The following is a 15502-nucleotide window of genomic DNA, read 5'->3' as shown; positions in this document are numbered from 1 at the left end:
TCAGGGGATCTGCATGCCCCGCTGCACGGCGGGACGGCTGCCCACGCGGTGCAGCCACTGGAGGATGTTGGGCGTGTCCTGGAAGAATTCAGCGAACTTGGGGTTTCCGTGCACCGCCTTCAGCCACGGGTACGTAGCGATGTCCGCGATGGAGTAGTGGGCGGCCAGGTAGTCGCGCGAGCCCAGGTGTTTGTCCAAGACCCCCAGGATGCGCTTGGACTCCGCGCGGAAGCGGTCGATGGCGTAGGGAACCTTCGTGGGGGCGTAGACCTCGAAGTGGTTGAGCTGGCCGAGCATGGGCCCCACGCCGCCCATCTGGAACATCAGCCACTGCGTCACTTCCGCCTTGCCGCGCGGATCCGTGGGCATCAGCGTGCCCGTCTTCTCCGCCAGGTACAGCAGGATGGCGCCGGACTCGAAGAGGGAGAGCGGCGTGCCGCCCGGCGCCGCGTGGTCCACGATGGCCGGAATCTTGTTGTTGGGATTGATGGCCAGGAACTCGGGCTTGAACTGGTCGCCCTTGGAGATGTCCACCACGTGGGTCTTGTAGGGGATGCCCAGCTCCTCCAACGCGATGGAGATCTTGCGGCCGTTGGGGGTCTTGAACGTGTACAGGTCGATCATGCCTTCACTCCCGTGAGCTCTTCGCTCACCTGCCAGAGCCGCTCCGCGAGCGCCTCGTCCCGGGCGGCGGACGACGGCTTCACCTTGCGGCATTTGTTGAAATACTCCCCGCTGACGCCCGCGACCTCGGGGGAGGCCGCCAGGTACACCGACGTCCTCGCGCCCTTCTCGGGGGAGATCATGAAGGGCGCGCCCAGCTTCACCAGATAGCGGAAGATGCCCTGGCTGTTGTGCCCGAAGCCCGTGCGCACCGCACCCGGGTGCAGCGCGTTCGCCGTCACCTGCGTGCCCGCGAGGCGCTTCGCCAGTCCCTTGGTGAACAGGATGTTGCTGAGCTTGGCGTTGCCGTAGACCCGGATGGGGCGGTAGCGCTGGTTCGCCGTCTGCGGATCATCCAGGAATTTCGCGCTCGCGAGGGCGTGCCCGCCCGATGACACGTTGATGATGCGCGCGGGGCCACTGGCCACCAGCAGGTCGCGCAAGAGGTGCGTGAGGAGGAAGTGCGACAGGTGGTTCGTCGCGAACGTGGCCTCGTAACCATCCACCGTCACCTCACGACGGTCGATGATGAGGCCCGCGTTGTTGACGAGGATGTCCAGGCGTGGGTGCCGCTCGCGGAAGGCCTGGGCCAGGGCGCGCACGGACGCGAGCGACGACAGGTCCGCGAGCAGCGATTCCACGCGCGCCTGGGGCGCGGCTTCACGCACGGCGGCGACGGTGGCCGCGGTGCGGGCCTCGTCCCTGCCGGACAGCACCACCGTGGCCCCCAGCCGCGCCAGGGCCTTCGCTGTCTCCTGGCCGATGCCGCCGGTGGCCCCCGTGATGAGGCACACCTTGCCATCCAACCGGTCGTTCTGAGCCTGAGCCGCCATGCGCTGCGCCCTCCTGGAATCCAGAGGACGCGTTCTATACGGACCCGGACTTCCCCGCGCAGGGGAACCGCGCGGGAGTCAGCCGGGTTACGGAAAACTCAGGTGGTGGCCTGGCTGATGTCCTCGGCGGTGCGGCCGCCTCGGCGGTTGCCGCCGCCCCGGGGCGGAACGGTGGTGCCCACGCGGGCGTCGCCGTTGAGGTGGCTCTCCAGGAACCAGAGGTCCTCCTCGGTCTCGCCCAGGGTCTGGGTGAGGATGTCCGCGGTGACCGGGTCATTCACCTCATCCGACTTGGTGATGCCGTCGCGGAGGCTGGAGGCGTAGCGACCCACGCGCTCCACCAGCGCGCGGATGTGGGCTTCGCCGTCCACGGCCTGGAGGTCATATTCGGGCAACTGGCTGTTGTTGCTGGCCAGGCGGATGGTGCCCTGGGCGTAGCCGCCCAGCGCGCCCGCACGTTCGGCGTAGGAGTCCGCGTGCTTGCGGGCGTGCTTGGCCACTTCATCGAAGAGCAGGTGCCGGCTGTAGAAGTGCGTGCCGCGGATGTTCCAGTGCGCCTGCTTGACCTGCCAATGCAGGTCGACGGCGTTGGCGAGCAGCGTGTTGAGCATGTCGATGAGCTCTTCGCGCGCGTTCTGGGGAAGGTTCACGTGGCTGGTGGAGTACATGGTCCGCATCCCTCGTAAGGTGGTTGCGCGCGGCAGGGCGCCGCGGCGCTTCCGGTAGGGTGGGGATGGCCATGGCCTCGTGCCACGGCACGGCACACGGCGCCTGGTTGTCCGGCCGGCTCGTAGGGCAGGCGGCCGGACGGTCCGCGCGGCTCAAGCCGCGTCGGGGGCGGTCAGGCGGGCGGCGATCTCGGTGGCGGCGCGCTCGCCGGACTCCACCGCGCCGTCGATGTAGCCACAGCCCTCGATGGCCGTCTCGGTGCCGGCCCAGTGCACCCGACCGAACGGCGCGCGCAGGGCGTTTCCAATGGCGGTGAGCGTGCCGGGGCGGGGCAGGCCCACGTAGCAGCCGGTGCTGAACGCCTCCGCCTTCCAGTCCAGCTCCGCCACGGCGACGGGCGTCAGGGCCTGGGGCCCGAAGAAGCGCGCGAAGCCCTCCAGCGCGGCCCGGTGGATGTCGCCCGCGGGGCGGCCAGTCCACGCGCGTGCGGTATCGCCCAGGAAGAAGCCCACCAGGGCAGGGTGATGGCCCCCGGGGCCACAGTCGTCGAAGCACAGCCGCACCGGGCCCACGTCGCTGACGGCCTCGCCGGACAGGCCCGCTTCGCGCCAGAAGGGACGGGCGTAGGTGGCCACGACCTTGATGACGCTGCCCATGGGCAGGTCCGCGTGCACGCGGCGGCGGCCGGCGGGCAGGTCCGCGCCGAAGTCGATGCGTTCGGCGAGCGCGGGCGGCGTGGCCACCACCGCGTAGCGAGCGCGAACGGTGCGGCCGTCCTCGGTGGTGGCGGTGACGCCGTGCGCGTCCTGGAGGACCGCGCGCACGGGGGCGGAGAGGAGGACGCGGTCCGGGGGCAGCGCCTCGGCCAGTCGGAGTGAGAGGGATTGCGCGCCGTCCACGAAGCGCTCGGCCTGGGCGCCGCCTTCGATTTCGGTGAGCGGCATGAGGCCGCCGTTGGAGTGCACGTAGGAGAGGAAGTGCAGGAACGACAGCTCCGACGGCTCGGCGGCGAACACCGCTCGGGTGGCGATGTCCAGCGCGGCGCGCGCGCCCCACGTGGGCACGTGGCGCTGCTTCCAGTCTTCCACGGTGAGGGCGTCCCACTCCGCGGCGCGGGGCGCGGCGGCGGGCATCTCCCGGGGGACCTTCTTCGCCAGGCCATCCAGCTTCCACACCGTGCGTTGCAAATCGAGCAGCGACAGGAGGGGCAGGGACGGGACCTTGCCCTTGTAGGTGCGCAGCTCGCCGCGCACCTCCAGCACCTTGGTGCCCTGGTGGTGCTGGGCAAAACGCTTGAGGCCCAGGCTGTCCGCGAGCCGCAGGACATGGCGCTGGCGGGGGCCCACCCACTGGCCGCCCAGGTCCACGACGCCGCCGCCCACGTCGCGGGTGAGGGTGCGCCCGCCCACGCGGTCGCGCGCTTCGAGCACGGCCACGGTGGCGCCCGTGCGAGCGATGTCCCGGGCCGAGGTGAGCCCCGCGACGCCCGCGCCGATGACGACCACGTCCACGCTGGTGTCCATAGGGCCGGGCACTCTATGACGGAAGCCGCGCGTGGCCAGGGTGCGCGTGCCGGTGTGTCAGTTGGGAAGGACGGAGGTCCGGATGTTCGCGTTGGAGATGGTGGAGAAGGTGCGGCAGGTGTCGCCGGGCGCGGCGAACGCGCTGACGACGTTGGCGGTGAAGAACATCGTCCCGCTGGCGGCGGCCATGGGCTACCGCGTGGAGGAGGTGACGGACGCGCGCGTGAAGGCGACCGTGCCCCTCAACCGCAAGACGAAGAACCACGTGGGCAGCGTGTACCTGGGCGCCCAGGTGACGGTGATGGAGCTGACGATGGGCGTGATGCTCTTCCGCCGCTTCCCGCCCAGCCAGTACAAGATGCTCGTCAACCGCATGGAGGTGTCCTTCCACGCCAAGGCGAAGAGCGCGGTGAGCGCGGTGTGCGAACCCTCCGAGGAGCTGCTCGCGGGCCTCGCGTCCTCGCTTCAATCCACGGGCGACAAGGCGGAGGCGTGGATCCCCGTGCAGCTTCTGGGCACCGACGGACAGCGCGTCGCGGAGGCGCGCTTCCTGGCGGTGTTCAAGCGCGGCTAGCGCTGGGGCTCTTCCTCCATCAGGAAGTCGCCAATGGTCTTCCACATGGCCTCGAACTGGGGCCTGCGGAAGCCTGAACCGGAGATGAGCCAGTCCACGTGCGGGGGCTGGTGCGCCGGCTGGTCGAAGTGGCCAATGGCATCCAGGTGGTCCGCGCGCACCGCCGTCAGCACGCGCCCGTACACCTGCGAGCGCGTGGGCACGATGCCGTCGCACGCGGTGGGGCCGGGCATCGCGCCGTAGGCCTGCACCAGCGCCGCCGTCTGCGCGGGCGTGTGCAGGGGCAGTTGCGTGAGCGGCATGCGCTGCGTCTGGCCGTACACGAACGCGTAGATGGTGTGCGTGAGCTGCGCGTACGGGTCCAGGCCCGCGGCCAGCCGCGTGCGCAGGGACGGGGGCCGGGCCTGCGTCACCACGGAGCCGTAGCGCACGCCGGGCCTGTCGTGGGTGCCGCCGTTGAACAGGTCGATGCCTTCGGGCGTGAGCTGCGGGATCAGCGACGTGTCACGGCCCACGTCCCAGAGGAACTTCGTCACCGCGTCGCGCCGCTCGCTGGAGAAGTCGCCCAGGAGCTGGTCGAAGAGCTGATCCAACAGCGTCGCCTTCCACCCCAGCTGATCATCCGCGCGCGCCATCAGGTGCCCGAAGCGGAACACCACGCTCAAGGGCAGCCGGCCGAACCTCAACACGTACATGGTGAACAGCGACAACAGCTTCAGGAGCTGCTGGCCGAAGAGCCCCAGGAAGAACGTGGCCAGCGGCGTGCCAGCGTGCGGCGCGGAGAGGGTCACCACCGTGCGCACCCGGCGCGCGAAGGGCTCCAGCTCCAGGGCTTCCGACACCTGGGCGCCCGGGCTGACGAACAGGCGAGCGTCCAGTCCGCCGGTCGAGTGGCCCACCAGATGGATGGGGCCGTCGTCGCCGGAGGCCGTCTCGTGCACGGCCTTGAGCAGATCCGCGGTGCGCTGACGGATGGAGGCGGTGGGGTGCGAGACGATGGTCACCACCTCCGCGTCCACTCCCCGGCGCGCCAGGTCCTTCTTCAGGAACTCGTACGCATGGCCGAAGTAGAGGAGCTCGCCCAGGTTGGTGAACCCGAAAAACCCGGGGACGAGGTAGACGTGGTGCTTCGCGGCCATTGGGCCCGAGCATACCCCGCCGACCCCCACACCGGCTTGGAATACACGGTCGCCTGCCGGGTTGACGCGCGCCCGTCCGCATTGACAGAACCGGGCGCCCTTTTCTCGCTCTCCAAGGAAGCCTGACCATGCATCGCGGACTCCTCGCGCTCGGCCTGCTGTTGTCCCTCCCTGCCTCCGCGGAGGAGGGCATGTGGACCTATGACGCCTTTCCCGCCGCCCAGGTGAAGAAGGCCTACGGCTTCGAACCCACGCAGGCCTGGCTGGACAAGGTGCGCCTGGGTTCGGTGCGGCTGGCGGGCGGCTGCTCCGCGAGCTTCGTGTCGCCGGACGGCCTGGTGATGACGAACCACCACTGTGTGCGCGGCTGCATCGAGGACCTGACGACCGCGAAGGACGACCTGCTCGCGAAGGGCTTCCAGGCGAAGTCCGCGAAGGAGGAGCGGCGCTGTCCCAAGGTGGAGGCCAACCAACTGGTGGAGATGACGGACGTCACCGAGCGGATGAACACGGCGACGAAGGGCCTCACCGGCGCGGCCTTCAACACCGCGCTCAAGAAGGAGACCGCGGCGGTGGAGGGCGCGTGCGCCACCGGCACCGACGTGCGGTGCGACGTGGTGACGCTCTACAACGGCGGCAAGTACCAGCTCTACAAGTACCGCCGCTTCCAGGACGTGCGGCTCGTCTTCGCGCCGGAGTTCTCCATGGCCGCCTTCGGCGGGGACGCGGACAACTTCAACTTCCCGCGCTTCGGCTACGACGTGGCCTTCGTGCGCGTGTGGCAGGACGACGCGCCCGCGAAGAGCCCGGACTTCCTGCCGTGGGCGAAGGAGGGCGCGAAGGAGGGGGACCTCGTCTTCGTCTCCGGCCACCCCGGCGGCACCGAGCGCAAGAGCACCGTGGCGGAGCTGGAGTTCCAGCGCGATGTGGCCCTGCCCCAGACGCTGCTGACGCTGGCGGAGATGCGCGGGATGCTGCGTGAGTTCACCAGCGGCTCGGCGGATCGCTACCGGATGGCGCGCTCGCGCCTGCGCGGCGTGGAGAACGGCCTCAAGGCCCTGCGCGGCCGGCAGGAGGCGCTGGCGGACCCCGCGCTGCTTGCGCGCAAGCGTCAGGAAGAGGCGGAGCTCAAGAAGCGCATCGACGCGAACCCCCAGGCGAAGGCCCTCACCCAGGGCATGTGGGACGAGACGTCAAAGGCGCTGGAGGCGTGGCGCCGGATGATGAACGACTACCGGATGAAGGGCGCGGGGGACGCGTTCCGTTCGGAGCTGTTCGCCCACGCGCAGGCGCTGGTGCGCGCGGCGGAGGAGCTGCCCAAGGCCAACGCGGAGCGCCTGCGCGAGTACACCGACGGTCAGCTCCCCGGCCTGCGCCAGCAGCTCCTGCGCGACGCGCCCATCCCGCCGGAGCTGGAGACGCTGCAGATGACGTTCGGCTTCAACAAGCTGCGCGAGACGCTGGGCGCGGATGACGCGTTCGTGCGCGAGGTGCTGGGCAAGGAAGCCCCGGCGGACCTGGCGCGCTCGCTGGTGCGCGGCACGAAGCTGGGCGACGTGAAGGTGCGCAAGGCGCTGCTGGAGGGCGGCAAGGCGGCGGTGGATGCCTCCAAGGATCCGATGATTGTCCTGGCGCGCAAGGTGGACGCGCGGACGCGCGCGTCGCGCAAGCAGTACGAGGACACGGTGGAGGCGGTGCTCAAGCGCAACGGCGAGCGGCTCGCGAAGGCGTACCTCGCGGTGAACGGCACGTCGGGCGCGCCGGATGCCACGTTCACGCTGCGGCTCAACTACGGACAGGTGAAGGGCTGGGACGACAACGGCACCGCGGTGCCCGCGCTGACCACGTTCGGCGGAGCGTACGGACGCGACACCGGCAAGGAGCCCTTCAAGCTGCCGGATCCGTGGATGAAGGCGAAGGGGAAGGTGCCCGAGCAGACGCCGCTCGACATGGCGACGACCAACGACATCATCGGCGGCAACTCCGGCTCGCCGGTGGTGAACCGCGAGGGCGAGGTGGTGGGCCTCATCTTCGACGGCAACCTGCCGTCGCTGGGCGGCCGCTACGCCTACGTGCCCGAGTCCAATCGCGCGGTCGCGGTGCACGGCGACGGCATCCTCGCCGCGCTGGAGCACGTGTACGGCGCCACGCGCGTCGTCAACGAGCTGAAGCGTCCGGTCGCGCCGGCGGCCCCGGCACGTTGAAGCGGAGGCGCTGGGAGGCGTAGGGGGACGGCGGCAGGTCCCTCTACGCCACGAGCGACTGCCGTGCGGGTCGAAATGTGTTGATGATGGGCGCATGTCGTCGCCCCCGGCCCATCCCTCCCTGACCTCTCTCGTGCCCCCACCGGGCGAGCTTCTTCGCACGCAGAGAAAAGCGGGCCGGTCCGCCGTGGTCGGTCTGATGCTCCTCTGGGGCGCCGCCTTCGTAATCCCCTTCGTGGCCTACCAGGAGGACGTGAAGACGGCGGAGGGCGAGATCCTCGCCCACCTGTCGGACCGCGCGGGCCTCCAGGCCCAGGCACTTGGCGCGCATCTCGGACTGCTGCGCTCGGAGCTGCAACGGCTCGCGGATCACCCGTCGCTCAGACCCGAGGATGGAGCAGCAGGACCCGAGGTGGCGCTCCTCGAGAACGCCTTCAGCCACACGTCTCTCTTCTCGGCGGGAGTCGCGCTGGTGTCAGCGGACGGCAAGCGCATCTGGAGCGACCCTGTGGCCATGCCGCTCGGGCGCACACCGCTCGCCTCGCGCATGTGGTTCCGGCGGACGGTGGAAGCGCGGGTCGCTTCGGTCGGGCTGCTGGACGAGGAAGGCGGGGGGCTCGTCGCGGTCGCGGTCCCCATCGTGCGCGCCGAGCGCGTCGTGGGCCTCCTCGTGGGCGAGCTCGCGACGGCGAACGAGCTGCTACCGACGACCCCTCACGGGGGGAACGAATCCATGGTGGCCCTGCTCGGCGAGCGCGGTCGGCTCCTCCTCCCGGCAACGCCCCCGCCCCCCCTGCGCCAGCCGGAGCTCGCCACACGCCTTCGCCCGTTGTTGGACGCTCCCGGGGCCGTGACGCTCGGAAGCACGCGGCTCCTCGGCTCGGCGGCGCTCGTTCCCGGAACCGACATGCTGCTCGCCGTGCTCGAGGACGAGGCGCGGGACCGCGAGATGCTCAAGCGCCGCTACCTCGGCCAGCTCGGCTTTCACACCGCGCTGTTCGGCGGAGTGCTCCTCCTCTTCACGGTGCTCCTGCGTCGCTCCTACCGTTCGCTGGTGGCAGCCGAAGAACAATTGCGGCGCCAGGAGACGATGGCGGCGCTCGGCACGGCCTCCTCGCTCATCGCCCACGAGGTGAAGAACGCGCTCAACAGCATGCAGGCCGCGCTCAGCATGATTCGCGCGAAGGGAGGGGAGACGACCTTGCCCGTCCAGGCGCTGCGTTCCCAGGCGGACCGGCTCGGCCACCTCGCCCGCTCATTGCTGAGCTTCGCCTCCCCCCAGTCCATGCAGCGGCGCAGCTGCGAGATGCACCTGCTCGTCCAGGACGCGCTTCAGGCCGTGAGGCTCCTGCCGGAAGCCGCGGATGTCGCCATCGAGACCACGCTGCAGGAGGGGCTCTTCGTGAAGGGGGACCCGACGCTGCTGGTCTCCGCGGTCGACAATCTCATGCGCAACGCCGTCGAAGCTGGCGCCGTGGCCCATGATATAGGCCAACAGCCCACGCCTCGCGTCGGGGTCCGGCTCCTTCGCGAAGGCGGAGAGGTGGTGCTCGTCGTGGAGGACAACGCCGGAGGAGTGCCCCCGGCCTTCGAGCCGCGGCTCTGGGAGCCATTCGCGGTGGGTCGGTCGAAGGGGATCGGGCTCGGGCTTCCAATGGTGCGCACGGCCATCCGTGCGCATGATGGAGGAAGCGTTTCCTACACCCGTGTGTCCGGAGGCAGCCGCTTCACGGTTCGTCTTCCGCTTGAGAAGATGGCTTCATGAGCACCTCCCTGCTGCTCGTCGATGACGACCGGACCTTCTCCTCGCTCGCGGCCTCCATGCTGAGCCAGGAAGGTTTTCGCGTCCGGGTTGCTCGCTCGCTGCATGAGACCCGCGTCGCGCTCGCCGCCGAGGCGCCTGACCTCGTCGTGCTGGATCGAAGGCTGCCGGACGGAGATGGGCTCGTCTTCCTGCCCGAGCTGCGTGCTCAGCTTCCGACCACCGTCGTGCTGATGGTGACCGCGCACGGCGATATCGAGAGCGCTGTCGAAGCCATCCGGGCGGGTGCTCGTGACTACCTGAGCAAACCGGTCGAGATTGACGACCTGGTGATGCGCGCACGCCGCGCGGCAGGCGACCTCCAGCTCCAGGAACGGCTGCGCCAGGCCGAGAGCGTCCTCGAAGGACGGCATCGGATGGCGGAGCCTCGCTCGCCGGCGATGCAGCGAACCCTCGTGATGCTGGAGCGGATCGCCACCACTCCGCGAAGTCCCGTCCTGCTGCTCGGGGAGACCGGGACCGGCAAGGCGGTGCTCGCCCGCCATCTCCACGCCCTGCGCCAGAAGCAGGGGGCCTTCGTGCAGATCAACTGCGCCGCGCTCCCGGACACGATGATGGAGAGCGAGCTCTTCGGACACGAGCGCGGCGCTTTCACGGATGCGAAGACGGCAAGGCGCGGGCTCGTGGAGCTCGCGAGCGATGGGCTCCTCTTCCTTGACGAGGTGGGTGAGCTGCCGCTCGCGCTCCAGGCAAAGCTGCTCACGTTTCTCGATAAGGGGGCCTTCCGACGACTCGGTGGCACGAGCGAGCTCACGAGCACCGCCCGGATCGTGGCGGCCACCAACAAGGACCTCGAAGCGGAGGTCGCCGCCGGGCGCTTTCGTGAGGACCTCCTCTTCCGGCTCAGCGTGTTCCGGGTGGACGTGCCCCCCTTGCGCGAGCGTCGCGAGGATGTGCTGCCACTCGCACGGGCGCTCGTGCTGGAGCTCTGCTCGGAGCTCGGTCGACGCCCGGTCCCTTTCTCTCCCGCCGCGGAGGAGCGCCTGCTGAGCTATCCCTTCCCCGGCAATGTCCGGGAGCTGCGCAACGTGCTCGAGCGAGCGCTCGTGCTCGAGGGCGGGCCCGCGCTCGAGCTGCAGTCCCTCGCCAAGGGGGGCGGCGCGCCGGCCACTGTCGACCCCAACGCGTTCTCCGTGTCAGGCCCACCTCGGCCGCTCGATGACGTGGAGCGACTCTATGTCCGGCACGTGCTCGAGCAGCTTGGAGGAAGGCGCATGGAGGCGGCCCGCGCACTGGGCCTGTCCTATCCGACCTTTCTGCGCCGCCTGGAGGAGAACCCACCCTCGGAGTGAAGGACTTAAAAAGTCTTTCATCGGTTGGGTCGCGGGCTTCAAGTTTCTTTCATCCCCCCGGTTCTGACGAGCCACGCCCCAGGCGGGAAGGGCCTGATCCTGGCTGGCACAACGCTTGCGTAGCCTCCCGCGTCACGTTGAGCCCTTGTGCGGCTCGGCAGATGACAGGGGAGCGCAAGCAATGACTTCGGGTGGAAAAGCGGCAGAGGCGAGACCCTCGTTGAAGGAGATTCTCGCCTCGGATCTGCCAGCTTCGCTGGTGGTGTTCCTGGTGGCCCTGCCCCTCTGTATGGGCATCGCGCTCGCCTCCGGAGCGCCCATCATGGCGGGACTCATCGCCGGCGTCGTGGGAGGCCTGGTGGTGGGCCTCATGGGCGGCGTGCCGCTTCTCGTGAGTGGCCCCGCGGCGGGCCTCGCGGTGATGGTCTTTGGCTTCATCCAGGAGCTGGGCTTCGCCGTGACGTGCGCGGCGATCGCCGTGGCGGGTCTCGTGCAGGTGGCGCTCGGCGTGCTGAAGGTGGCGCGTTCGGCGCTGGCCATCTCGCCGGCCGTGATTCACGGAATGCTCGCGGGCATCGGCATTCTCATCGTGCTGGGGCAGATCCATATCGTTCTCGGCGGCTCTCCGCAGAGCAATGCCTGGAACAACCTGCGGGAACTGCCCGGGCAGATTGCCGACCTTCATGGACCGGCCACGCTACTGGGTCTGCTCACGCTTGGAATTCTCATCGCGTGGCAGTTCCTGCCGAACGGGCGGCTGAAGAAGGTTCCGGGGCCGCTGGTGGCGGTCGTGGGCGGGTCCGCGGTCGCTGCGGTGTTGAATGCGAACGTGGCACGGGTGCAGCTGGCGGCGGATGCGCTGTCGGCCATCAATCTGCCTTCCCTTCCAGAAGGGGCCGCGTGGAGCGCCTTCTTCGTGGCCGTGCTGTCCCTGGCCCTCGTGGCGAGCGCCGAATCGCTCTTGAGCGCGGTGGCGACCGACAAGCTCCACACGGGCGCGCGGGCGAACCTTGATCGCGAGCTGCTCGCGCAGGGCGTGGCGAACACCCTCTCCGGTCTGGTCGGCGGTCTGCCCATCACCGGCGTCATCGTGCGCAGTGCGGCGAACATCAATGCCGGCGCGAAGACGCGCTGGTCGGCGGTGCTTCACGCGGTGTGGATGCTCGCCTTCATCACCCTGCTGGGGAGTCTGGCGGCCTACGTGCCTCTGACGGTGCTCGCCGGCCTGCTCGTGCACGTGGGCCTGAAGCTCGTGAACCTCGCCCACATCCGGGAGCTCCGGCACCGGGGCGAGCTGCCGGTCTACCTCATCACCGTGGCGGGTGTCGTGGGCATCAACCTGCTCGCGGGCATCGGTCTCGGGCTCGGCGCGGCCATCCTCCGGCTCCTGTGGCAGCTCGGCCAGGTGCGCGTGGAGAGCCACGTCGCCAATGGCGTTCACCAGGTCTGCATCAGCGGAGCGCTGACGTTCGTCGGGGTGCCGAAGCTGTCGGCGGCGCTCGCGAAGATTCCCTCGGGCTCCAAGGTGGAGGTGGACGTGGCGGTGAACACGCTCGACCACTCCGGCTTCGAGGCGCTCGAGAGCTGGGCTGACACGCATCGCAAGACGGGCGGCACCGTGACCATGGAGCCGCTCGAGGACGTCTGGAAGCGGCGTGACGCGCGTGCGGCCCCCGCTGCTGCTCCAGCCCCTTCATCCTCTGTTCATCACGTTTCGTCTCTCGCTCCCGGAGGTGCTCAGTGAAGAAGCTCATTAGAGGTCTGCTCGATTTCCAGCGTCATACCCTGCCCTCGTACCGGGCGACCTTCGCGAGGCTCGCGAAGGGGCAAACCCCTGACTGCCTCTTCATCAGCTGCTCGGACAGCCGCGTGGTGCCCAATCTGCTCGTCTCCACGGACCCCGGTGACCTCTTCACCGTGCGCAACGTGGGCAACCTCGTTCCGACCGCCGCGCTCAACGGACAGCCCACGGCGGACCGCTCGGAGGCGGCGGCGATCGAGTTCTCCCTGGGCTTCCTGCCCATCGAGGACGTCGTGGTCTGCGGACACTCGAGCTGCGGCGCGATGAAGGCGATCCTGGCCGGAGGCGTTGTGAACGGCGCACCGAACCTCGAGAAGTGGCTCGCGCACGGAACGCCCTCGCTCAAGGCGTTGAAGGAGAACACCCAGGTGGGCGTGGGGCTGCCCGAGGCGGATCGCCTCTCCCAGCTGAACGTCCTCGAGCAGCTCGAGCACTTGAAGACCTACCCCATCGTGCGCGACCGGCTCGCGGCGGGGACGCTGCGGCTGCACGGCTGGTGGTTCGACATCGGGGCGGCACAGGTTCACGCCTACCGCTCTGATCTCGGCCGCTTCGTTCCCATCGACGAGACCGAGGGTGAGCGGCTCCTGACGAACCTGAGCGACGCAACCGAAGAGCAGTCGGGTCTGCGCGCCGTCCAGTAAGGTGGCATCGAGCCTTGGCGATCCTGCGTTCAGCGCGGATCGCCGAGGCCTGGCTTCCGCCCTGGGAGGCGTGCGCTCCGCTGTTGCTGGGAACTGTCATGGGCCGCCTCCGCAAACCCTCGGCAAGAACTGGCTCGGTCCCTAGGGTCTTTGCCGGTTCGCACGAGAAGGCGATCGTGAGGGGTTTTGAGGTCCTCTGCCCGAGGGCGCCTTCCCACGTGTCGTCTGTGTCGTCTTTTTTTTCACATGCTTGCGTGGCTTTGCTCCGGACACAACCTCACGCATCTCGTCGTTGAATTGCTTGATGAAAATCATTGCGTTCATGAGTGCGTCCACGGGTCCCTGACCGAAGATAGGCGTCACCTTGGTCAAATGCCCCTCGATCATGACCGGCGTATACCAGCAGCGCTCCTGTGGGAGATGGACAGGCTGCCCTACCGTGAGTCTTGAAGTGCGCCGTTTGCCCCTGGGCGTCGTATATCTCCAGTAGTCATCCGCGATAGGAGCTTCGATCCCGGTCAACTTCGGGCGCCAATCGTCTTCAGGCACATGTCACCTCAGCGGTTGGATTTGGCAGGAGGGCCGAAATACGCATTGCAAAACACGATGCACGCTTCTTTGGAGGCCCTGCTGGTCGCCCAGCATGCTCGCCTGATCGCACTCTGCCTTACGGACCTGTCATGAAGCGCCCTGCAGAACGACTCCATGGCTTCACCACCGGCCTGACATGCCTGCGTGCAGGCAAATGACTTCCAGGGATCTTTGATAGTCGGCTCATACTCATCGCTTGGAGTCGCGGAAGCCGAGTCTGATGCCAAATTCCTCTCTGGAGTCGCAGCCTCGCTCCGGGAGAGATTCTGGGAGGCCGTGCTCCGCCACTGAGAGGCTGGTCCTGCTTCACTCACCGGCGATGCCAAAGAAAACCGTGAGGCCGGAGTCGTCGCGCACGCCAATAGAAGCGTGAGGACGGAGAGTGCACGGAGCCGGGTCATAGATTCCCACCAGCATATTGTCCCTCGCCGTCTCAAACAGCGTCGATCCCTCCAGCCGCCTGCGCCGGTACGCCGCATTGCTCCCTGCCCTGGCCACCCCTCGCCAGGGCGCATGCCACGGGTGGGCTCCCACGGAGCTCCACCAGGCCCGCCTGGGAGGGCCGTGCCGGGCGGTCTTGCGAAGACGGTGCTCGACCGAGTTGGAGCGCGCTCGTCGGTTGTTCCGAGTGGTGGGTTCCGCGCCCGTCGCCTCCAGGTCTCCGTCCCGCAGCCACGCGGCCATCTCCCGGCGGGCCTCCTGTCGGGCCGTGCGGTGCACGCTCGCGCGGCTTCCGCGAGCCCCCTTCCGATTCGTGGAAGGCCTCAGGGCGCGCGCCCTCTGTCGGACCTTCTCACCGGCGTAGCGCAGGGCCCGCGGACCCTCCAATGCCGCGTGGGACACGTCTTCACGCGGGCCTCCTGACACGCAGCGGACGTCTCCCACCGCGACGCGTCGGATGTCGGACACCGGAGCCTCCAGACCTCCCGGGTGCTTGGTGCGCCGCGTCAGGAAGTCACTAGGTTGGGGGTGCGGACGTGGGGTCCGCCTCTGACTTCGCACGGTTGCGTTCCCCGGAACGTGTCCGTCCGGGTGGGTTCCCGGCCAGGTTGGGAGCCCGGGCCCGTCGTGCAGTAGCATCGCGGTGTCTGCGCCGGGGGGAGGGAGGATGCACGATGGTGGTGGAGGCCCCGGAGCCCCGGAAGTTGTCGGCCATCATGTTCACGGACATGGAGGCCCCTGCTGGTCAACGCTGGCGGGATGAGTGTCTTCAGCAGGCCCTGCACGACGAGCATGGACAGCTCGTGCGGGACCTGCTGCCGCGCCACGGAGGGCGCGAGGTGAAGCGGATGGAGGAGGGCGGTTTCCTGCTGGAGTTCGGCGCGGGACTGTCCGCGGTGTCGTTCGCGCTGGAGTGGCGCTCCGCCGTGGATGCACGCAACCGCTGCGTGCCGGGCGAGCGGCGCATGGCCATCCGCGCGGGCGCGCACCTGGGCATGGTGGTGCACCGCGACGGCGACGTGTTCGGCGAAGGCGTCAACCTGGCGGCCCGCATCGAATCCCTGGCGCGTCCGGGCACCGTGTACGTCAGCGAGACGGTGGCGGCGCAGGTGGAGGGCCGCTTGAGGGCGCCCCCCGTGCGGCTGGGCCGCAATGAATTGAAGAACATCAAGCTGCCGGTGGCCGTGTTCCGCATCGACACGCCAGAGGAGCCCCGGAGCGAAGGCGCCCTCATGGCGCGCGTGCGTTCACTGCTGGGCCGTCGGCGCGTGCCCGCGGGCGGTTGAGGCTGACGGACAGGCGCGCG

Annotated in this window: 12 protein-coding genes; 7 read left to right on the top strand and 5 right to left on the bottom strand. The window is 69.0% G+C overall.

Going from position 1 to position 15502, the window contains the following annotated elements; translation table 11 throughout:
• From OV208_RS25170 to OV208_RS25155, 4 genes are all read right to left on the bottom strand, one after another.
• Nucleotides 1-624, bottom strand: a complete 624-nt coding sequence (locus OV208_RS25170; protein ID WP_267576420.1) for a glutathione S-transferase N-terminal domain-containing protein — start codon at nucleotides 622-624, stop codon at nucleotides 1-3.
• A complete protein-coding gene (locus tag OV208_RS25165; RefSeq protein ID WP_267576419.1) occupies nucleotides 621-1496 on the bottom strand; it encodes an SDR family oxidoreductase in 876 nt (291 codons plus the stop codon). The genes OV208_RS25170 and OV208_RS25165 overlap by 4 nt, the downstream gene beginning before the upstream one ends.
• 98 nt (nucleotides 1497-1594) lie before the next feature.
• Entirely contained in the window at nucleotides 1595-2164 is a 570-nt protein-coding gene (gene dps / locus OV208_RS25160; RefSeq protein ID WP_267576418.1) for a DNA starvation/stationary phase protection protein Dps, read from the bottom strand.
• Between the two features lie 153 nt (nucleotides 2165-2317).
• The gene (locus OV208_RS25155; RefSeq protein WP_267576417.1) at nucleotides 2318-3688 is read right to left on the bottom strand and encodes a flavin monoamine oxidase family protein; all 1371 of its coding nucleotides are present in this window, start codon (nucleotides 3686-3688) and stop codon (nucleotides 2318-2320) included.
• A 31-nt stretch (nucleotides 3689-3719) separates the two neighbouring features.
• On the opposite strand from OV208_RS25155, the gene OV208_RS25150 reads away from it, so the two are divergent.
• Nucleotides 3720-4262, top strand: a complete 543-nt coding sequence (locus OV208_RS25150) for a DUF4442 domain-containing protein (protein WP_244238059.1) — start codon at nucleotides 3720-3722, stop codon at nucleotides 4260-4262.
• Here the strand turns inward: OV208_RS25150 and OV208_RS25145 are convergent.
• A complete protein-coding gene (locus OV208_RS25145; protein WP_267576416.1) occupies nucleotides 4259-5401 on the bottom strand; it encodes an esterase/lipase family protein in 1143 nt (380 codons plus the stop codon). The genes OV208_RS25150 and OV208_RS25145 overlap by 4 nt on opposite strands.
• A gap of 128 nt (nucleotides 5402-5529) precedes the next feature.
• Here OV208_RS25145 and OV208_RS25140 point away from each other — a divergent pair, with 128 nt between their 5' ends.
• The 6 genes from OV208_RS25140 (at nucleotide 5530) to OV208_RS25115 (ending at nucleotide 15482) form a co-directional block, all read left to right on the top strand.
• Complete coding sequence (locus OV208_RS25140) at nucleotides 5530-7605, top strand: S46 family peptidase (protein ID WP_267576415.1); 2076 nt, start codon at nucleotides 5530-5532, stop codon at nucleotides 7603-7605.
• 199 nt (nucleotides 7606-7804) lie between these two features.
• On the top strand, nucleotides 7805-9370 hold the full coding sequence (locus OV208_RS25135) for a sensor histidine kinase (RefSeq protein ID WP_324291408.1): 1566 nt from the start codon (nucleotides 7805-7807) through the stop codon (nucleotides 9368-9370).
• Complete coding sequence (locus OV208_RS25130) at nucleotides 9367-10719, top strand: sigma-54-dependent transcriptional regulator (RefSeq protein WP_267576413.1); 1353 nt, start codon at nucleotides 9367-9369, stop codon at nucleotides 10717-10719. The genes OV208_RS25135 and OV208_RS25130 overlap by 4 nt, the downstream gene beginning before the upstream one ends.
• A 181-nt stretch (nucleotides 10720-10900) precedes the next feature.
• Nucleotides 10901-12463, top strand: a complete 1563-nt coding sequence (locus OV208_RS25125; protein WP_267576412.1) for a SulP family inorganic anion transporter — start codon at nucleotides 10901-10903, stop codon at nucleotides 12461-12463.
• Entirely contained in the window at nucleotides 12460-13164 is a 705-nt protein-coding gene (locus tag OV208_RS25120; RefSeq protein WP_267576411.1) for a carbonic anhydrase, read from the top strand. Before OV208_RS25125 ends, OV208_RS25120 begins: the two co-directional genes overlap by 4 nt.
• Before the next feature lie 1706 nt (nucleotides 13165-14870).
• Nucleotides 14871-15482, top strand: coding sequence for an adenylate/guanylate cyclase domain-containing protein (locus OV208_RS25115; protein ID WP_267576410.1), 612 nt, complete (start codon nucleotides 14871-14873; stop codon nucleotides 15480-15482).
• The last annotated feature ends 20 nt before the right edge of the window (nucleotides 15483-15502 follow it).

This window comes from Corallococcus sp. bb12-1 (genome assembly GCF_026626765.1).
GTDB lineage: Bacteria > Myxococcota > Myxococcia > Myxococcales > Myxococcaceae > Corallococcus > Corallococcus terminator.
Note: the sequence above shows the minus strand (reverse complement) of the source record. Positions and strands in the feature narration are given on the sequence as shown.